Here is a 16,557-nt window from a genome sequence, read left to right as displayed (position 1 = left end):
TTACTGATTATTGATTATTGATTATTGATTATTGATTATTGATCAATAATCAGTGATCAAGATGATATTAATTTGCTTTTATTGAATCTACTTTAGCATTCCTTGTAATTTTATCATGTCAGTTCTTATTGACCTCAGTAATCCTGCGATCTCACCCTTTTTTTCTGCCACTTCCTTCACTCTCTCGTTCTTTTTCTCATCGTTTTCAGCCAGATTGAAATTTTCTTGAGCATTTTCAATTTCTTTCATCGTGATTTCTGCTTTCCGTTTGTTGTCAAAAATGTTATTCACAAGCGTATTAGCTTCTTTATAAAGGTATCTATTATTGCTATTCACTTGAACTTGACTTTTAAAGTTTTTTAACCCCATGACCGCGTTGGTTTCTATCAATACTAAATAGTCTCTCGAATCCTGTACGTTTTTTATCAATTTTGCTAAATTTTCATCAGTCACTATGGTTTCAGATTTTTTTACTTCTTCAGAGCTCTCGTCAGCAGTGTGAAGTAGTACTCTTGGTGTTTGCTGAGTTTCTGATTTTTTATCAGTCACTATGGTTGCAGATTTTTTTACTTCTTCAGAGCTCTTGTCAGCAGTGTGAAGTAGTACTCTTGGTGTTTGCTTAGTTTCTAATCTTTCATTAGTCGCGGTGGTTACGGGTTCTTTTTTAGGGAGTTGGCTAGCTGTTTGAAGTGGTATTCCTGGTGTTTGCTGAGTTTGCTTTTCTACGGATACAACTTTTTTAAAGTTATCTCTAATATAATTTATGAAAGATTGAGCTGAACACTGTATTTTACATAATATTCTCTCGATAAATGTTAATCGTTTATCTGAATTGCCTACATTAATTATAGTGTTAGCACAAGGTGTTCCCTCTTTCACGCGTTTTTCACTCTGTACTTTTATGGCCGGATTTCCGCGGTTAATTTTCGATATGAATGGCATAATGATTTTCTCGTTGTTATTAATAATTAAGTGAGAACATTATGTTTATTTTTTGTTTGAAAAATACAAAAAATCGCTTATCGGATAAATAAATACCCTGACAAAAAATAAATAACTTTACTTATTTATAAAATTTTTTAAAGTGAAAAATATAAACAGAAAAAATAAATTAGCTTTATTTTTTCTGTTTATTCTAATACATAAAATTAATGCAGAAAAATCCTACTGGTTATCGCAATAACGATATATCGGCTATTTTTAAAAACAGGGCACGGAGTTTATTGAGTAACGTCAAGCGATTAATGCGCACGCTGTTATCTTCAACCATCACCATCACATTGTCGAAAAAACGATCTACCACTTCCCGCAATGCGGCTAATTTGCTTAATGCTTCCTGATAACGACCGCTGGCAAATAATGGCTCCAGCTGATCACTGAGCGCAATTAAATCCGTCGCCAATGTCAATTCTGCCGGATCGGTTAACAATGAAACATCAACATCATCAGGTAAAATATCCGTGGATTTGGCCAAAATATTAGACACCCGTTTATTGGCTGCCGTTAAAGCTACTGCGGCGTCTAGCGTGCGAAAATGGCTCACTGCTTTTATTCTGGCGTCAAAATCAGCGGGTTTGGTTGGATGGCATGCGAGCACCGCTTGGATGGTGTCAACACTGTGTCCTTCCTCTTGATACCATGCGCGAAAACGGCCTAGCATAAATTCAACTACCTCATTGACCCCCTTTTTATTGATCAGTTTGCTGCCGTAAAGGCGTTCCGCCTGTTGGCTGAGTGTTTGCAGATCTAACGGCAGCTTATTGAGCGTGATAATACGTAAAACACCCAAGGCGGCGCGCCTTAGTGCGAAGGGATCTTTATCACCCTTGGGCGGTTGGCCAATACCGAAAATACCGACTAAGGTGTCTATTTTATCGGCAATCGCTAACGCGCAGGAAACCGGTTTTGATGGCAATAGATCGCCGGAAAACCGGGGTAGATATTGTTCATAAAGTGCCAATGCGACCTGTTCATCTTCACCGTCGTGGCGCGCATAATGCATGCCCATCACCCCTTGTGTCTCAGTGAATTCGAATACCATATTGGTCATCAAATCACATTTAGATAATAAGCCTGCCCGGATCGCATGTGGAATATCTGCGCCAATCTGTTCAGCAATCCAACCGCTTAACGCTGAAATTCGATCGGTTTTATCCCGCAAGGTGCCCAGTTGCTGCTGAAATAATACGCTTTCTAAGCGAGGTAAATAATCTACCAAAGGTTTTTGCCGATCAGTGTTAAAGAAAAATTCAGCGTCTGCTAAACGGGGTCGGATGACTTTTTCGTTACCGGCGATGATCTGCTGTGGATCTTTAGAAGCGATATTGGCGACAAAGATAAAGTTTGATGACAATTGACCGACCTGATCATAAACCGGAAAGTATTTTTGATCCGCTTTCATGGTGTGCACCAGCGCTTCTGCCGGTACCAGCAAGAATTTTTTTTCAAAGCTGGCGGTGAGTACCACAGGCCATTCCACCAATGAAGTCACTTCTTCTAGCAGATCTTCATCTATATCAGCAATACCACCGAGGGTTTGCGCGGTTTGTTCAATTTGAGATTTGATTTGTGCTTTACGGGTTTCATAATCCGCAATCACTGATCCTCGTGTTAACAAGATTTGTGGATACTGTTCAGCGTTATCTAAGGTGAGTGTGGCTTCTCCCATAAAACGATGCCCTCGGATCAGGCGAGCAGAATCGACGCCGAGCAGGGTGCCAGGAATTAATTCATTACCTAACAATAGCGTCACCGTATGGACTGGGCGTACAAATTGCGTGCTTTTATCTCCCCACCGCATCAGTTTTGGGATCGGTAATTTACTTAGCGCGGTATTGACCAAACGGGGCAGCAGTGATGTTGCTGATTGACCTTTTATCTGTGCACGATACAGCAACCACTCGCCTTTTTCTGTACGCAGACGCTCAGCCTGATCGAGCGTAATGCCGCATCCACAGGCCCAGCTTTCTGCTGCTTTGGTTGCCTTGCCAAGGGCATCATAGGCTTGCGTTATCGCCGGCCCGCGCTTTTCTATTATCCGGTCGGCCTGTGTGGTACTGAGATCCGTTACTTGCAAGGCTAAACGACGCGGGGTAGCAAACCACTTCAGGTTGCCATGTGATAAATGGGCATCATTGAGTTCAGTGATAAAGTGATCGGCAAAAGATTGCGCTAAAGAGCGCAGCGCCTTCGGTGGTAGCTCTTCTGTGCCGATTTCTACCAGGAAAGTTTGTTTCGTCATCACTACCTCTTATCCTGATTTTTACACATAGGGAAACCTAATGCTGCACGGGCAGCATAATAGGCTTCAGCGACGGCTTTGGTGAGGGTACGAATACGTAAGATATAACGTTGGCGTTCAGTTACGGAAATGGCTTTTCTCGCATCGAGCAAATTAAAAGCATGTGCCGCTTTCAGAATGCGTTCATAGGCAGGCAGCGGTAACGGTTTTTCCAGTGCTAATAATGATTTCGCTTCTTTTTCATATTGATCAAAACAATAAAATAAAAAATCCACGTCGGCGTATTCGAAATTATAGCGAGATTGCTCTATTTCATTTTGGTGGTAGATATCACCGTAAGTGGTTTTACCTAATGGGCCATCGCACCAAACAAGATCGTAAACACTTTCTACGCCTTGGATGTACATGGCCAGTCGTTCCAAACCATAGGTTATTTCACCCGTCACCGGCTTACATTCCAACCCCCCAACTTGTTGAAAATAAGTAAATTGAGTGATTTCCATGCCATTGAGCCACACTTCCCACCCGAGCCCCCAGGCGCCCAGTGTGGGGTTTTCCCAATTATCTTCGACAAAACGAATATCGTGGATAGTGGGATCAATGCCCAATTGTTGTAACGAGCCTAAGTAAAGCTCTTGCATGTGTTCAGGTGAAGGTTTGATGATCACTTGAAACTGATAATAATGTTGTAGACGATTAGGATTTTCACCATAACGACCGTCAGTAGGGCGCCGCGAAGGTTGTACATAAGCCGCGGCTATGGGCTCGGGGCCAATGGCGCGTAGACAGGTCATGGGATGTGAAGTGCCGGCACCAATTTCTATATCCAGTGGTTGAATAATGGTACAACCTTGGTCTGCCCAATAGTCTTGTAGTGTCAGTATTAAGCGCTGAAAAGTTTGCTGATGAAATGGTGGCATAGTAAATCCGCACAGGAATCGAATGCGGCAGTATACCTTTTGGCAATAACATATGCAGCTCGGATCTACAGGTTTAAGCTTTATGGGCAAACGATGGAGAAACTTTTTTCTTCAACCTCTCCGCTGAGTTGCTTGATATTAGGTAACAGGATCGGCGTGCCGGGATAAACATTTTGGCTAGAGGGGATTTCTTGCTGGCTGTTAGGGACACGAAGATCATTAAAGCTGTTGTGTATTTTTCCCATGGCGGTCAGTTTTATTCCGCTTGGCTCCATGCATTGATATTCCCAGCGCTGAGTTTGTTGTGCAGATGCGGGTAAATGATGAATTAATACCCCATAAGCTACGCCAAAGGTTAGCGGCACGGTTATTTTTTTATCATCTATTCCCTTTATTTTAGTTTGTGTCACTGGCGTAATATAAAGACGATATAACGTTTCCTGTAGAGGCGTGGTTAAAGGAATTAAATTAATATGACGTTCTTGTTTTGCTCCTAAAGTAATACGTGTGGGATTAAATATCATTTCAGGATGTTGGATCTGGCCTATTGGTGTTTTATTTTCTGGATTCTTTCCGGGATTTTCAATACGCTCTAATATCACATTTAAATAAATAGGGATATCACCTTTATTAATCACTCGAATAGTCTGATCTTTTTCTAATCCTTCTACCGTAATTCGCGTTGGAATAGCAAGCAGTTGGGCGTGCGCTGCTGTAACGGAAAGCAATAGGGCGATTTTTAATAACAAACTTTTGAATAAGCCACTTTTTAATAAAAAATAAGGGAATATCATAATTTTTCCTGATGATTGAGGGTGGGTAAATCAGGCCGACAAAAATAGTAATAGTTGTGATGTTGGCGCATATCACAACTATAGCGCGCAGATTGGTTATGAATGCTGATGTATTTCAGCATCCGATGGGCATTCATGGAAAATAGGCCATTAGGGTGAATGACATCACCGGTTTCATCGATGATACCGGATATCGGTTGATGGTGAGCATCAACAAAAAAGCCATTGTAAAGTAAATTTAATTTGACATCGGCAGTGACTGAAAATACTTGACCAGGGTGCCCTCGTACTATGTCTGCTGGCAACTTCAGTGCCATATCGACATCACTACGACGCCAATCTGTGTGAGCAAAGCGGCGATCTTGATAGCGAGATACGGGTACTGCATAAGTTCCGCCATGTGCTACCGGGAAGCCTTCAACGTTAAAACTATAGGGGGTATCGGCTAAATTGGGTGTTTTTACCAGCATGGCTACACCGCTGTGATGACTAGATCCTAACGCGATACCACCGCTATTGGCGGCTAACATACCATCGTAATGCAAACGACTATTGATTACTTGATCATGGATGCCGACACGTAGCCAGCTATTCCCTCGGCTACCTAAGCGTTGAATATCGCTGCTGAAATGGTAATTTTTTCCAGTGATATCACTGTCGACACCAAAAATGGTAGCACCATAGTCATCAACTCGCTGTTGTTTATATTGCGCACTCATGGTGAGTTGTTTATCGCTGTAGGTATTATCAATATTGAGATTGATTTGATTAAAAGCGATAGCCGTATTGAGGAATATACTGTAATTATCGCCTCTTCTTTTTGCTGCTAGTGTAAAGAGGGTATTAAAAATCGGCTGAGTCCATTGCCAGCTTGCCTTGATGCTTTGCTCGACAGTGCGGTTGGTGTGATCAAAACGGTAACTAAGCTGAAATGCGCCGAAATTACGATGATAAGAAAGGATGCTATTTTTTCTGTCAGAAAGGTAAGTGGGAATAGAAGGGAGTTGGTAATAGGATAACGTCAGATAGCCTAGGGCGTGATTACCTGCCCTCAAACGGCCATAACTGCCTGCACTATTCCTGCTTGAAACTAATCCTAAGGTTGGATTAATTTGTATATTTTTAAAGCGCATGGGGCGTGATATATTCGTTTCCGCTATCCATTGATGATCGGTATCGCCGAGCAGTGTGACGTTGTACTGAAAGTAGCGATTATGTTGGCTACCGCCAAGTTGTAATAAATTGGCTTCATTTTGTCCTCGTCCAGCAGTGACGAACCAACCTTGATTATTTTGATAATCGACATTACTGATAGCTACGTTTTCTCTGCTAATTTCAGATCCGATGCTGTCGATTAACCGAATATCCAGCTGATAATACCCACTCGGCAATTGATTATAATTAATACTATTACGGCCTATTTGTGCAGGGATACGACGAATTAAATTTCCTTCACGATAAAGTTCATAATCACCACTGCGGGGAGCATAAAGTGTTAAAGCGTTGGCGGACGGTTTATTTTGCATGAGATAAGAATGACTACCCAGGGTAATAAACTGGTCTAACCAGGGATTAATCATGGTGTGGATCCGGCTTGCTTGACTGTCTAAATTATTTTTCTGGCCAGTACGTAGATAGGCTTGTGGAAAATTTTTCTGTAAATACCAAATACCAACCCTCTGACGGGTCAGAAAATGATTTTTCTGGCGCGTTGAGTTATGAAACCAATTAATATAACCAAACGATTGCATCGGTAAGCCAATATAGCCTTGTCCATTTACTGATAACATTCGATAATTATTGGCAGCTACCGCTAAATCAATGGATTGATTATGCACCAGCCCCCAGGTAGTGGTTGGCATCAGATTGCTACTTTTATTATTGGTGATATTAATGACTTGGTTAATTTTATCTAGCCTAATGAGATGGCCTGATAACACATAATCACAACCATCTTTACATTGTGTATAAGGAAATTCAGAGAAAATATTTTCTAATAAAATAATAGTTGATTCATCTACCCCATTATTACGATAAAATGGTTTATTGAAAGTCAGTCGCTGTAATTCCTCTGAAAAATAAAAGGCACCAGGTAACGGATTGCCATTGAAAACACCCAATAGCTGCATACTGTTATCATATTCGGCAGTAGAGAATCCTGTTGGCACCAAATATTCAATATCCGTTTCTTCGGCATTAATATTAAATGCTAATAATAAAAAACTAAGTATGATTTTATATTTATACTTAGACATTAAATATCCATTTTATGATTTTTAAAGTTAATAATTTTTAGTGTGTGTACTTGGCTATTATTATTTGAATAAATACAGCAGAATCAATATAACTACTGTATTTTTATTTCATTATTTAAACAGATTTTAACAATGAGTAAATTATGCAACTTCTTCAAGTTGTAATACTAAATCTCCTTTGAAAATGCCTTTTTTAGTGTCGCTAGAAGCACTTGCTTCTATTTTTAAAGCGCCACTGACTTTATTATTGACCGTATTATACAATGTGGGGCTGGCGACATTGAGTTCTTTACCATTAAAGTGAACTTTAATGTTAGCCAATTGCTGATCATCGTTAATAAGCTCTAGTGCTTTTCCTAATAAAACATTCAATCTGTTTTTACCGTTCATGCCAAGTGTTGTTATCTCAATATCTTGAGAGAATGTATAATAACCTGGTTTTTGAGCATCAGGTAACATTTTAATCTTAGTAATAGATTTACCGTCTATGGTCGTCATTTTTATATCGACAGAGGAGCTTACTTTTACCTCTATAGGAATGACACGTTCTTTTTTAATATTATCTGCACAAACAGAATGGCTCATTAAAGCCGCTGAGATTAAAGAAAATACCATTAATTTTTTCATAGTTGACACCTTAATTTTTTATAGAAGAAATAATAAAACTATATATTGTTACCATCAGCTGTGCTGGCATTTAAAACAATACATTTTTCATTTTTATTTTTCAATAAAATGCGGTGTAATTAAAATACATAAAATAGGTTATATATTTTTTATTTTTTAGTGATAATCCATTTTGTTATTATGATTTGCTTTTATATTGTAATTAATATTAAGTAGCTAAGATTATCGATTTCCATTACAATATAATTAATTTTTTTTGATGAGTTAACTTTGTCGTGTTGTTATTAATTATTACTACAGTTATATGGGCTTTTTCTTTTAGCTTGATTGGAGAGTATTTAGCAGGGCAGGTAGACAGCTGGTTTTCAGCGCTGATACGTGTGAGTTTGGCGACCTTAGTATTTTTGCCTTTTCTACGTTGGCGTATGCTTAATCTACGGATCATTTTTCTTTATATGACGGTGGGTGCTATTCAATTAGGTTTTATGTATCTCTTTAGTTTTCGTGCTTATCTCTATTTATCGGTAGCGGAATTTTTATTATTCACCGTAATGACACCCTTATATGTAACCCTTATTCACGATTTACTAAAACGTCAGCCGCTTAAATGGGGTTATGCGTCCAGTGCTGTGCTGGCGGTATTGGGGGCGCTAGTGATCCGCTATGATCGCCTAAATGAAGATTTTTGGTTTGGGTTATTGTTAGTCCAGGCTGCGAATATTTGTTTTGCCATTGGCCAAGTGGGTTACAAGCGCTTGATGGAAATTCATCCCATACCACAGCATAACGCTTTTGCTTGGTTCTATTTAGGGGCTTTAATAGTAACGCTTGTTGCCTGGTGTGCTTTTGGTAATCTTGAAAAACTACCCACGACGACAATGGAATGGGGGATCTTAGCCTGGTTAGGGATTATTGCTTCAGGGTTAGGTTATTTTATGTGGAATTATGGTGCCACTCAGACAGATGCTGGCACTTTAGGCATCATGAATAATTTACATATTCCTGCTGGATTATTAGTCAATTTTGTGCTCTGGCAAGCCCAGCCTGATTGGACTCGTTTTATTATTGGTGCAGGATTGATCGTGGTATCGCTGTGGATGCATGTGCGCTGGGTTATCCCACGCCCTTAGCGCCTATTCGAAATCTCTTGTGCTGGCTAATACTGTGTCAAAAAAAGGCAAAAATGCGCATTTATGTTATGTAAACTGCGCTTTTTCGTCCTTTTTTTCCTCAATTGAGTGTCGCACAAGAAGCCTAATGATATTAGTGAAACGATGCGGATTAATCCTTAGCTAAATCTTTATGGCTAAAACCATTGGTAATAGGATAACGTCGATCTTTACCAAAATCACGGCAAGTGATGCGTGGGCCAATAGCGGCTTGACGCCGTTTATGTTCATTGCTATCCACTAAATGGATCACCTTACGCACTGTTGCTTCGTCACAACCTTGTGCAACCAAATCAGTGACAGATTCATCTTTTTCAAGGTATCCCTCTAAAATCTTATCCAAAACAGCGTAAGGAGGTAACTGATCCTGATCGGTTTGATTTGGCGCCAATTCTGCCGAAGGGGGGCGATCAATCACGGCTTGCGGGATCACTTCTACACCATCGCGAGCATTACGGTATTTTGCTAATTTGAACACTAAGGTTTTGGAAACGTCTTTCAGCACATCAAAACCGCCTGCCATATCGCCGTACAAAGTGGAATAACCCACCGCCAATTCACTTTTATTCCCGGTGGTTAATACGATATGGCCAAATTTGTTAGCTATTGCCATTAAAAGCATCCCTCGGCAGCGGGCTTGTAAGTTTTCTTCTGTGGTATCTTTTTTTCTACCGGCAAAAAAAGGGGCTAATTGTCCCATCACTGCATCAAAAATGGGGTGAATATCAATTTCTTTTAATGCTATCTTTTGCTTCTGCGCTTGCTGTCTTGCATAGTTAATACTTTCTTCTGAGGTGTAACGGAACGGCATCATTAACGCTTGAACATTTTTAGCAGTTAAAGCATCAACCGCGATCGCTAAGGTCAACGCTGAATCTATCCCCCCAGATAGGCCAAGAATCGCTGTTTTAAAACCATTCTTATTAACATAATCACGTACCGCCATTACCAGTGCATCATAGATCTGCGCGAGTGGATGATCAGCGTCAATTGCTGTTTCTGCTATTTGCTGGCTCGCTAATTCTTTTAGGTTAAAAACAAGACTCTCTTCAGAAAAAGCTGCCAGGCGGTGGATTAAATCACCCTGCGCATTAAATACTTTTGAACAACCATCAAAAATTAATTCATCCTGAACACCGACTTGATTCAGATACACTAACGGCAGAGTAGTGCGCTTACAGTGGTTAATCAACAGCTGATTCCGAATGTAAGGTTTTTCACGGTGATAGGGTGAAGCGTTGATCGATAACAGCACCTCAGCCCCTAAATTTTTCAGTGCATCTACAGGATCGGGAGACCAAATATCTTCACAAATCAGCATCCCCAACCGGTAGCCTTTAAATTCGACAATACAGCTGGTATTGCCAGGAGTAAAATAACGTTTTTCATCAAAAACACTATGATTTGGCAGTAATTGTTTAAAATAGCGCCCGAGTAACTTCCCTTCAGAAAAAAAGGATAAAGCGTTATACAGTTGATCACCTTGTTTCCATGGATGCCCAACTAAAATTGCTGTGTGTACAGAAGCTTTCTGTAAACGCGCTAACTGCGTGATACAGAGCTGATTAAAATCAGCACGGAACAAAAGATCTTCTGGCGGATAGCCACATAGCGCTAATTCCGAAAACATGACCAAATCGGCGCGCCCTCTCTGTTGTTTCAAAGCGCGCAGTATGCGATCGGTATTGCCTTTAATGTCGCCTACTAACAAATTGAGTTGAGCTAAGGCAATGGAAAGTGATCTATTCATCATTTACTGTACTGTCTCCAATATGATAACGGTTGATACAACTGCTATTATTATGTAACCGATGTGATTATGTTGCTAACGTTAGCTCACCGCTATTGACCTTTTATTCATCTATACCCTTCGCCTTTGGAAGCTGCCGCGTTGTTGGCTGCGGGGATTTGCCCTCATCAGGTATAACATTTCATTATTATCATTAGGTTCATAAAGTCAGCCTGAGTTGCTATAAGCATAAAATCTATTCGCTCGTGCTTTCTTTGTCCATGTATTATTTAGCTCCAGGTCTTGAAGGCCATCAGGCAGAAAAAGTGCAGGGCTGCCACACTACAAAATCATCAAAAAATTCTTATCAATTTATAGATAGTATCCCGTCATTTTTACTAAATAAAAATTCAATTATTTTAATAAGATGCGATATTTTACCCTGTTTTTTCTGCAAAAATAAACTACATCATTCCTCAAAAACTTTGTTATATTTCTATGGTTTCTTGTTTTATTTTGATCTGCGTCTTGAGGTAATGTAATTATGAAAAAAGTAATGAAAAAAATAATAGGACTTTCAGTCTTAGCAGGATTGAGTGCGAATGCATTTGCTGAAGCGGGTCAGAGTACCCTTTCTGTTGGTTATGCTCACAGTGATCTTAAGTACAGCGACAGCCGTAAAGCTGATGATACGAACACTGTAAATGTTGAGGCGCGTGAGAGGCACGTCTCAGGTTTTAACGTAAAATACCGCTATGAGTTCACTGACCAGTGGGGTGCTATTACGTCCTTTACTCATGCTCAAACAAGTGGTACCCCTGGTATATCACTTAATGGCGAGGCAATTAAAGATGCTTCTGCCAGTTATAAATTGCAATATAATTCACTGATGATAGGCTCGACTTATCGTGTCAATGACTGGGTGAGCCTTTATGGGATGGTGGGTGCAAGTAATGGCCGCGTTCATCTTCATGCTGATAAGAATGTTCCTGGAGTGCAAGATAGTGCTCGCCGCCATAGCGAGAACAAATACGCCGTCGCTTGGTCAGCTGGTTTACAAGTGAACCCTCTCGAACAGCTTGCAGTGGATCTTTCTTTCGAGCAAAGTAACCCCGGTGAAATGAAGGCCAATACGGTTGTTCTTGGTTTAGGGTATACTTTTTAATTCAAGTTCCCTCTCATTTTATAGTGATAATGAATCCGCCAAACGGCGGATTTTTTATTAGGGCTCATTCGAAATCTTTTTTAGCGATGCTCATTTTTGACGAAGTATCAGCGAGAACAAGAGATTTCGAATAGGCTCTTAAACAAGCGGGCTCATCGTTAGGCAGAAAAAAAGGCTGCGCTACTCAGTGTGGCTTGTGGCATAATGCGCACATAATTTTATTGCCAATTTTCCGTTATTCAATCGAGAACAAGTCCCGTGCTAAGTACTAATAATATCACCATGCAATTCGGTAGTAAGCCATTGTTTGAAAACATTTCTGTAAAATTTTCCGGCGGTCACTGCTATGGATTAATCGGGGCTAATGGCTGTGGTAAATCCACTTTTATGAAGATCCTTGGCGGTGATCTAATCCCGAGTAACGGTAATTTTTTTCTTGACCCGAATGAACGTTTAGGCAAATTGCGCCAAGATCAATTTGCTTTCGAAGAATACAGCGTACTAGATACTGTCATCATGGGTCACACGGAGCTATGGGCGGTAAAATCCGAGCGCGACCGGATTTATGCATTAGCTGACATGAGCGAAGAAGACGGCTATAAAGTGGCCGATTTAGAAATCGCTTATGGTGAAATGGACGGTTATAGTGCCGAAGCGCGTGCGGGAGAATTATTGCTCGGTGTTGGTATTCCCATTGGACAACATTATGGTTTGATGAGTAAGGTTGCTCCAGGCTGGAAGTTACGTGTGTTGCTCGCACAGGCTTTATTTTCCAAACCCGACATTTTGTTGCTCGATGAGCCTACCAATAACCTGGATATTGATACTATTCGTTGGTTGGTACAAATATTAAACGAACGTAGCGATACCACCATGATCATCATCTCACATGATCGCTACTTCCTTAATACGGTTTGTACTCATATGGCGGATTTGGATTACGGTGAGCTAAGTATTTATCCAGGTAATTACGACGAATATATGATCGCTAAGACGCAAGCGCGAGAACGTTTGTTATCGGATAATGCGAAGAAAAAAGCACAAATTTCTGAACTGCAAGCTTTCGTCAGCCGCTTTAGCGCCAATGCTTCTAAATCCAAACAAGCGACGGCTCGGGCGCGTAAAATGGATAAAATCCAACTAAACGAAGTGAAAGCCTCTAGTCGCCAAAATCCGTTTATTCGCTTTGAGCAGGATAAAAAATTATTTCGTATGGCGTTAGAAGTTCAAAACTTGAGTAAAAGTTTTGATCAAACCGCTTTGTTTAATAAATTTAATTTGATGGTAGAAACGGGCGAAAAAATTGCTATTTTGGGAACCAATGGTATCGGAAAATCTACCCTCCTGAAAACACTGCTTGGCGAGCTAGCCCCTGATTCTGGTACCGTAAAATGGTCAGAAAATAGCAATATTGGCTATTATGCACAGGATCATGCCACTGATTTTGCGTGTGATATGACGGTTTTTGACTGGATGAGCCAGTGGAAACAGGAAAAGGATGATGAGCAGGCAGTACGCAGTATACTCGGGCGTCTATTATTTAGTCAGGACGATATTAAGAAAAAAGTGAGTGTGCTTTCTGGTGGTGAAAAGGGGCGTATGCTGTTTGGTAAATTGATGATGATGAAACCAAATATTTTGGTGATGGACGAACCAACAAATCATTTAGATATGGAGTCTATCGAATCTTTGAATATGGCGTTAGACATGTATCAAGGCACTTTACTGTTTGTTTCTCACGACCGTGAATTTGTGAGTTCGCTGGCGACAAGGATCATCGAAATGAAGGAAAACAAGGTGATCGATTTTGCCGGTAACTACGAAGATTACCTCCGCATGCAAGGCATTGGAGCCTAATTGAAATAAAAATTTTATCGCTTATTTTTTGATGTGAATTAACATCATTGTTGCAAGGTGCAGTTTTAAGGAATTAGCATGCCCGTTATTACTCTTACTGATGGCAGTCAGCGTTGTTATGATCACGCGGTTTCCGCGTTTGATGTTGCTCTTGATATCGCCCCGAGTTTAGCTAAAGCTTGTGTTGCCGCTCGGATCAACGGTAAATTAGCTGATGCTTGTGATTTGATAGAGGCGGATGCTCAACTGGCCATCATCACGATGAAGGAAAATGAAGCGCTAGAAATTATCCGCCATTCTTGCGCACATTTGCTAGGGCATGCCATAAAACAACTTTGGCCAGATACTAAAATGGCGATCGGCCCGGTAATAGACAATGGTTTTTATTATGACGTTGATTTGCAACATCCACTGACAGAGGAGCATTTGGCGTTATTAGAAAAGCGTATGCATGATTTAGCGTCTAGCAATTATGATGTCATTAAGAAAAAAGTCAGTTGGCAAGAGGCGCGTGACGCTTTTCTAGCGCGGGGTGAGAGCTATAAAACATTAATTTTAGATGAAAATATTAGCCGTGATGATCATCCTGCTTTATATCATCATCAAGAATATATTGATATGTGTCGTGGTCCTCATGTGCCAAACATGCGTTTTTGCCATCATTTCAAATTACAAAAAATCTCGGGTGCCTACTGGCGTGGTGATAGTAAAAATAAGATGTTGCAACGCATTTACGGTACCGCCTGGAGTGATAAAAAACAGCTAAATGCTTATTTACAAAAAATAGAAGAAGCCGCCAAACGTGATCACAGAAAAATCGGTAAGCAGCTCGACCTCTATCATATGCAAGAAGAAGCACCCGGCATGGTATTCTGGCATCATAATGGCTGGACGATTTTCCGTGAGCTAGAAAGTTTTGTCCGTGCTAAGCTGCAAGAATATCAATATCAGGAAGTGAAAGGGCCGTTGATGATGGATCGCCTGCTGTGGGAGAAAACGGGTCATTGGGAGAACTATGCGGAAAATATGTTTACCACATCATCAGAAAATCGTGAGTATTGCATTAAACCGATGAACTGCCCGGGACACGTACAAATATTCAACCAAGGATTGAAATCTTACCGTGATTTACCGCTGCGGATGGCGGAATTTGGCAGTTGTCATCGTAACGAATCCTCAGGTGCTTTACACGGCTTAATGCGTGTGCGGGCTTTTACACAAGATGATGCGCATATTTTTTGTACAGAACAACAAGTCCGCGCTGAAGTCAATAATTGTATTGCAATGATCTACGACATGTACCGTGTATTTGGTTTTGAAAAAATCGTTGTTAAGCTTTCGACAAGACCGGAAAAACGGATTGGTAATGATGAAATATGGACGGCGGCAGAAAACGATCTCGCTGCTGCATTGACTGAAAATGGCATCGCCTTTGATTGGCAACCAGGCGAAGGGGCGTTTTACGGACCAAAAATTGAATTCACTTTACATGATTGTTTGGATCGCGCCTGGCAGTGTGGTACTGTACAGCTCGATTTTTCATTACCGAGCCGTTTGGGCGCGTCTTATATCGATGAAAATAGTCAACGGACAGTACCGGTGATGATTCACCGCGCTATCTTGGGCTCGATAGAACGTTTTATTGGTATCCTGATCGAAGAATATGCTGGATGCTTTCCTACGTGGCTTGCTCCAGTGCAAGCTGTTGTAATAAATATCACTGATAAGCACGTAGATTATGTTAAAAAAATAACCACCGCATTGCAGCATGCAGGGATTCGGGTAAAAACAGACTTGAGAAATGAAAAGGTTGGCCTTAAAATCCGTGAGCACACGTTGCGTCGGGTTCCTTATATGTTGATTTGTGGTGATAAAGAAGTTGAATCAGGTAATAAGGTTTCAGTCCGTACCCTCGGTACTCGAACGCGTAGTGGTGCTTATCACAGTAAAGATCTGGGGAGTTGTGATCTTGATGTCATTATAGAGCGGTTATTGACAGAGATTAGCAGCCGTTGTCTTCATCAACTGGAGGAATAAAGTATTAGTACTAAAGGCGGAAAACGAGTTCAAACAGTACGACTTAATCGTATTAATAGAGAGATAACGGTAAAAGAGGTTCGCTTAACAGGCGTCGATGGTGAGCAAATTGGTGTTGTCACCTTAAACGAGGCTCTTGAGAAAGCGGAGGAGGCTGGTGTTGATTTGGTGGAAATTAGTCCCAACGCCGAGCCACCTGTTTGTCGTATCATGGATTACGGCAAATTTCTCTATGTGAAAAGTAAGACAGCACAAGAGCAAAAAAAGAAGCAAAAAGTTGTTCAGATCAAGGAAATAAAATTTCGACCCGGTACTGATGAAGGCGACTATAAGGTAAAACTACGCAACCTAATACGCTTTTTGGAAGATGGTGATAAGACTAAAATCACTTTGCGGTTCCGTGGTCGTGAAATGGCGCACCAGCAAATCGGTATAGACGTGCTTAATCGTCTCAAAGAGGATTTGAGTGAATGGGCTGTAGTCGAATCTTTCCCCAGTCGGGTTGAAGGCCGTCAGATGGTTATGGTACTTGCGCCTAAGAAGAAACAGTAAGGCATTAATTTCTTGCAGCAATTTTATCTCCTTTTAGTTTGAATGGAAGATGTAAAGTTGCTCTGTAAGATTTTGTCCAAGTAATAAGTGGTTGATATATACCTAATAGAGTTTCGAGTTACGGCAAGGCGGCAATCAATTGAATCCCAGGAGTGTACAGTTAATACATGGCTGGGGTGAATGAGAGCAGCTAACGCGCTTCTGTAACTTG

General features: G+C 40.7%; 12 protein-coding genes. 5 read left to right on the top strand and 7 right to left on the bottom strand.

What is annotated here, in order from left to right:
• Positions 1–87: 87 nt before the first annotated feature.
• The 6 genes from AACL30_RS13000 to AACL30_RS12975 all read right to left on the bottom strand — a co-directional run bounded on the left by AACL30_RS13000 (position 88) and on the right by AACL30_RS12975 (position 7,837).
• On the bottom strand, positions 88–942 hold the full coding sequence (locus tag AACL30_RS13000; RefSeq protein ID WP_339056878.1) for a hypothetical protein: 855 nt from the start codon (positions 940–942) through the stop codon (positions 88–90).
• A gap of 229 nt (positions 943–1,171) precedes the next feature.
• Complete coding sequence (glyS, locus tag AACL30_RS12995) at positions 1,172–3,241, bottom strand: glycine--tRNA ligase subunit beta (RefSeq protein ID WP_339056877.1); 2,070 nt, start codon at positions 3,239–3,241, stop codon at positions 1,172–1,174.
• A 2-nt stretch (positions 3,242–3,243) separates the two neighbouring features.
• The gene (glyQ, locus tag AACL30_RS12990) at positions 3,244–4,161 is read right to left on the bottom strand and encodes a glycine--tRNA ligase subunit alpha (RefSeq protein ID WP_339056876.1); all 918 of its coding nucleotides are present in this window, start codon (positions 4,159–4,161) and stop codon (positions 3,244–3,246) included.
• Between the two features lie 80 nt (positions 4,162–4,241).
• Positions 4,242–4,955 carry a fimbria/pilus periplasmic chaperone gene (locus AACL30_RS12985; RefSeq protein WP_339056875.1) on the bottom strand — a complete coding sequence of 238 codons (714 nt, stop codon included), beginning with the start codon at positions 4,953–4,955 and terminating at the stop codon, positions 4,242–4,244.
• A complete protein-coding gene (locus tag AACL30_RS12980) occupies positions 4,952–7,210 on the bottom strand; it encodes a TcfC E-set like domain-containing protein (RefSeq protein ID WP_339056874.1) in 2,259 nt (752 codons plus the stop codon). Before AACL30_RS12980 ends, AACL30_RS12985 begins: the two co-directional genes overlap by 4 nt.
• Before the next feature lie 141 nt (positions 7,211–7,351).
• The gene (locus AACL30_RS12975; protein WP_176487987.1) at positions 7,352–7,837 is read right to left on the bottom strand and encodes a CS1 type fimbrial major subunit; all 486 of its coding nucleotides are present in this window, start codon (positions 7,835–7,837) and stop codon (positions 7,352–7,354) included.
• A gap of 275 nt (positions 7,838–8,112) precedes the next feature.
• On the opposite strand from AACL30_RS12975, the gene AACL30_RS12970 reads away from it, so the two are divergent.
• On the top strand, positions 8,113–8,967 hold the full coding sequence (locus tag AACL30_RS12970) for a carboxylate/amino acid/amine transporter (protein WP_339056873.1): 855 nt from the start codon (positions 8,113–8,115) through the stop codon (positions 8,965–8,967).
• 151 nt (positions 8,968–9,118) lie between these two features.
• Here the strand turns inward: AACL30_RS12970 and AACL30_RS12965 are convergent, their stop codons facing one another.
• Positions 9,119–10,756, bottom strand: a complete 1,638-nt coding sequence (locus AACL30_RS12965; RefSeq protein ID WP_339058478.1) for an NAD+ synthase — start codon at positions 10,754–10,756, stop codon at positions 9,119–9,121.
• A gap of 523 nt (positions 10,757–11,279) precedes the next feature.
• On the opposite strand from AACL30_RS12965, the gene AACL30_RS12960 reads away from it, so the two are divergent.
• From AACL30_RS12960 to infC, 4 genes are all read left to right on the top strand, one after another.
• The gene (locus AACL30_RS12960) at positions 11,280–11,900 is read left to right on the top strand and encodes an Ail/Lom family outer membrane beta-barrel protein (RefSeq protein WP_339056872.1); all 621 of its coding nucleotides are present in this window, start codon (positions 11,280–11,282) and stop codon (positions 11,898–11,900) included.
• Positions 11,901–12,158: 258 nt separating this feature from the next.
• Positions 12,159–13,757 carry an ABC-F family ATPase gene (locus tag AACL30_RS12955; RefSeq protein ID WP_339056871.1) on the top strand — a complete coding sequence of 533 codons (1,599 nt, stop codon included), beginning with the start codon at positions 12,159–12,161 and terminating at the stop codon, positions 13,755–13,757.
• A 78-nt stretch (positions 13,758–13,835) separates the two neighbouring features.
• Positions 13,836–15,794, top strand: a complete 1,959-nt coding sequence (thrS, locus tag AACL30_RS12950) for a threonine--tRNA ligase (protein ID WP_339056870.1) — start codon at positions 13,836–13,838, stop codon at positions 15,792–15,794.
• A gap of 3 nt (positions 15,795–15,797) precedes the next feature.
• Complete coding sequence (gene infC, locus AACL30_RS12945) at positions 15,798–16,346, top strand: translation initiation factor IF-3 (RefSeq protein ID WP_339058477.1); 549 nt, start codon at positions 15,798–15,800, stop codon at positions 16,344–16,346.
• Positions 16,347–16,557 lie beyond the last annotated feature (211 nt).

It is taken from the genome of Candidatus Regiella endosymbiont of Tuberolachnus salignus (assembly GCF_964020115.1).
GTDB classification, from domain to species: Bacteria; Pseudomonadota; Gammaproteobacteria; order Enterobacterales; family Enterobacteriaceae; genus Regiella; species Regiella insecticola.
The sequence above is the reverse complement of the archived record's forward strand: the minus strand, read 5'-3'. Positions and strand labels throughout refer to the sequence as shown.

What these genes read in the sequence shown, in the direction of transcription:
- AACL30_RS13000 (WP_339056878.1), bottom strand. Translation starts at nt 942, where the DNA reads ATGCCATTCATATCGAAAATTAACCGCGGAAATCCGGCCATAAAAGTA.
- glyS (WP_339056877.1), bottom strand. Translation starts at nt 3,241, where the DNA reads ATGACGAAACAAACTTTCCTGGTAGAAATCGGCACAGAAGAGCTACCA.
- glyQ (WP_339056876.1), bottom strand. Translation starts at nt 4,161, where the DNA reads ATGCCACCATTTCATCAGCAAACTTTTCAGCGCTTAATACTGACACTA.
- AACL30_RS12985 (WP_339056875.1), bottom strand. Translation starts at nt 4,955, where the DNA reads ATGATATTCCCTTATTTTTTATTAAAAAGTGGCTTATTCAAAAGTTTG.
- AACL30_RS12980 (WP_339056874.1), bottom strand. Translation starts at nt 7,210, where the DNA reads ATGTCTAAGTATAAATATAAAATCATACTTAGTTTTTTATTATTAGCA.
- AACL30_RS12975 (WP_176487987.1), bottom strand. Translation starts at nt 7,837, where the DNA reads ATGAAAAAATTAATGGTATTTTCTTTAATCTCAGCGGCTTTAATGAGC.
- AACL30_RS12965 (WP_339058478.1), bottom strand. Translation starts at nt 10,756, where the DNA reads ATGAATAGATCACTTTCCATTGCCTTAGCTCAACTCAATTTGTTAGTA.
- AACL30_RS12960 (WP_339056872.1), top strand. Translation starts at nt 11,280, where the DNA reads ATGAAAAAAGTAATGAAAAAAATAATAGGACTTTCAGTCTTAGCAGGA.
- thrS (WP_339056870.1), top strand. Translation starts at nt 13,836, where the DNA reads ATGCCCGTTATTACTCTTACTGATGGCAGTCAGCGTTGTTATGATCAC.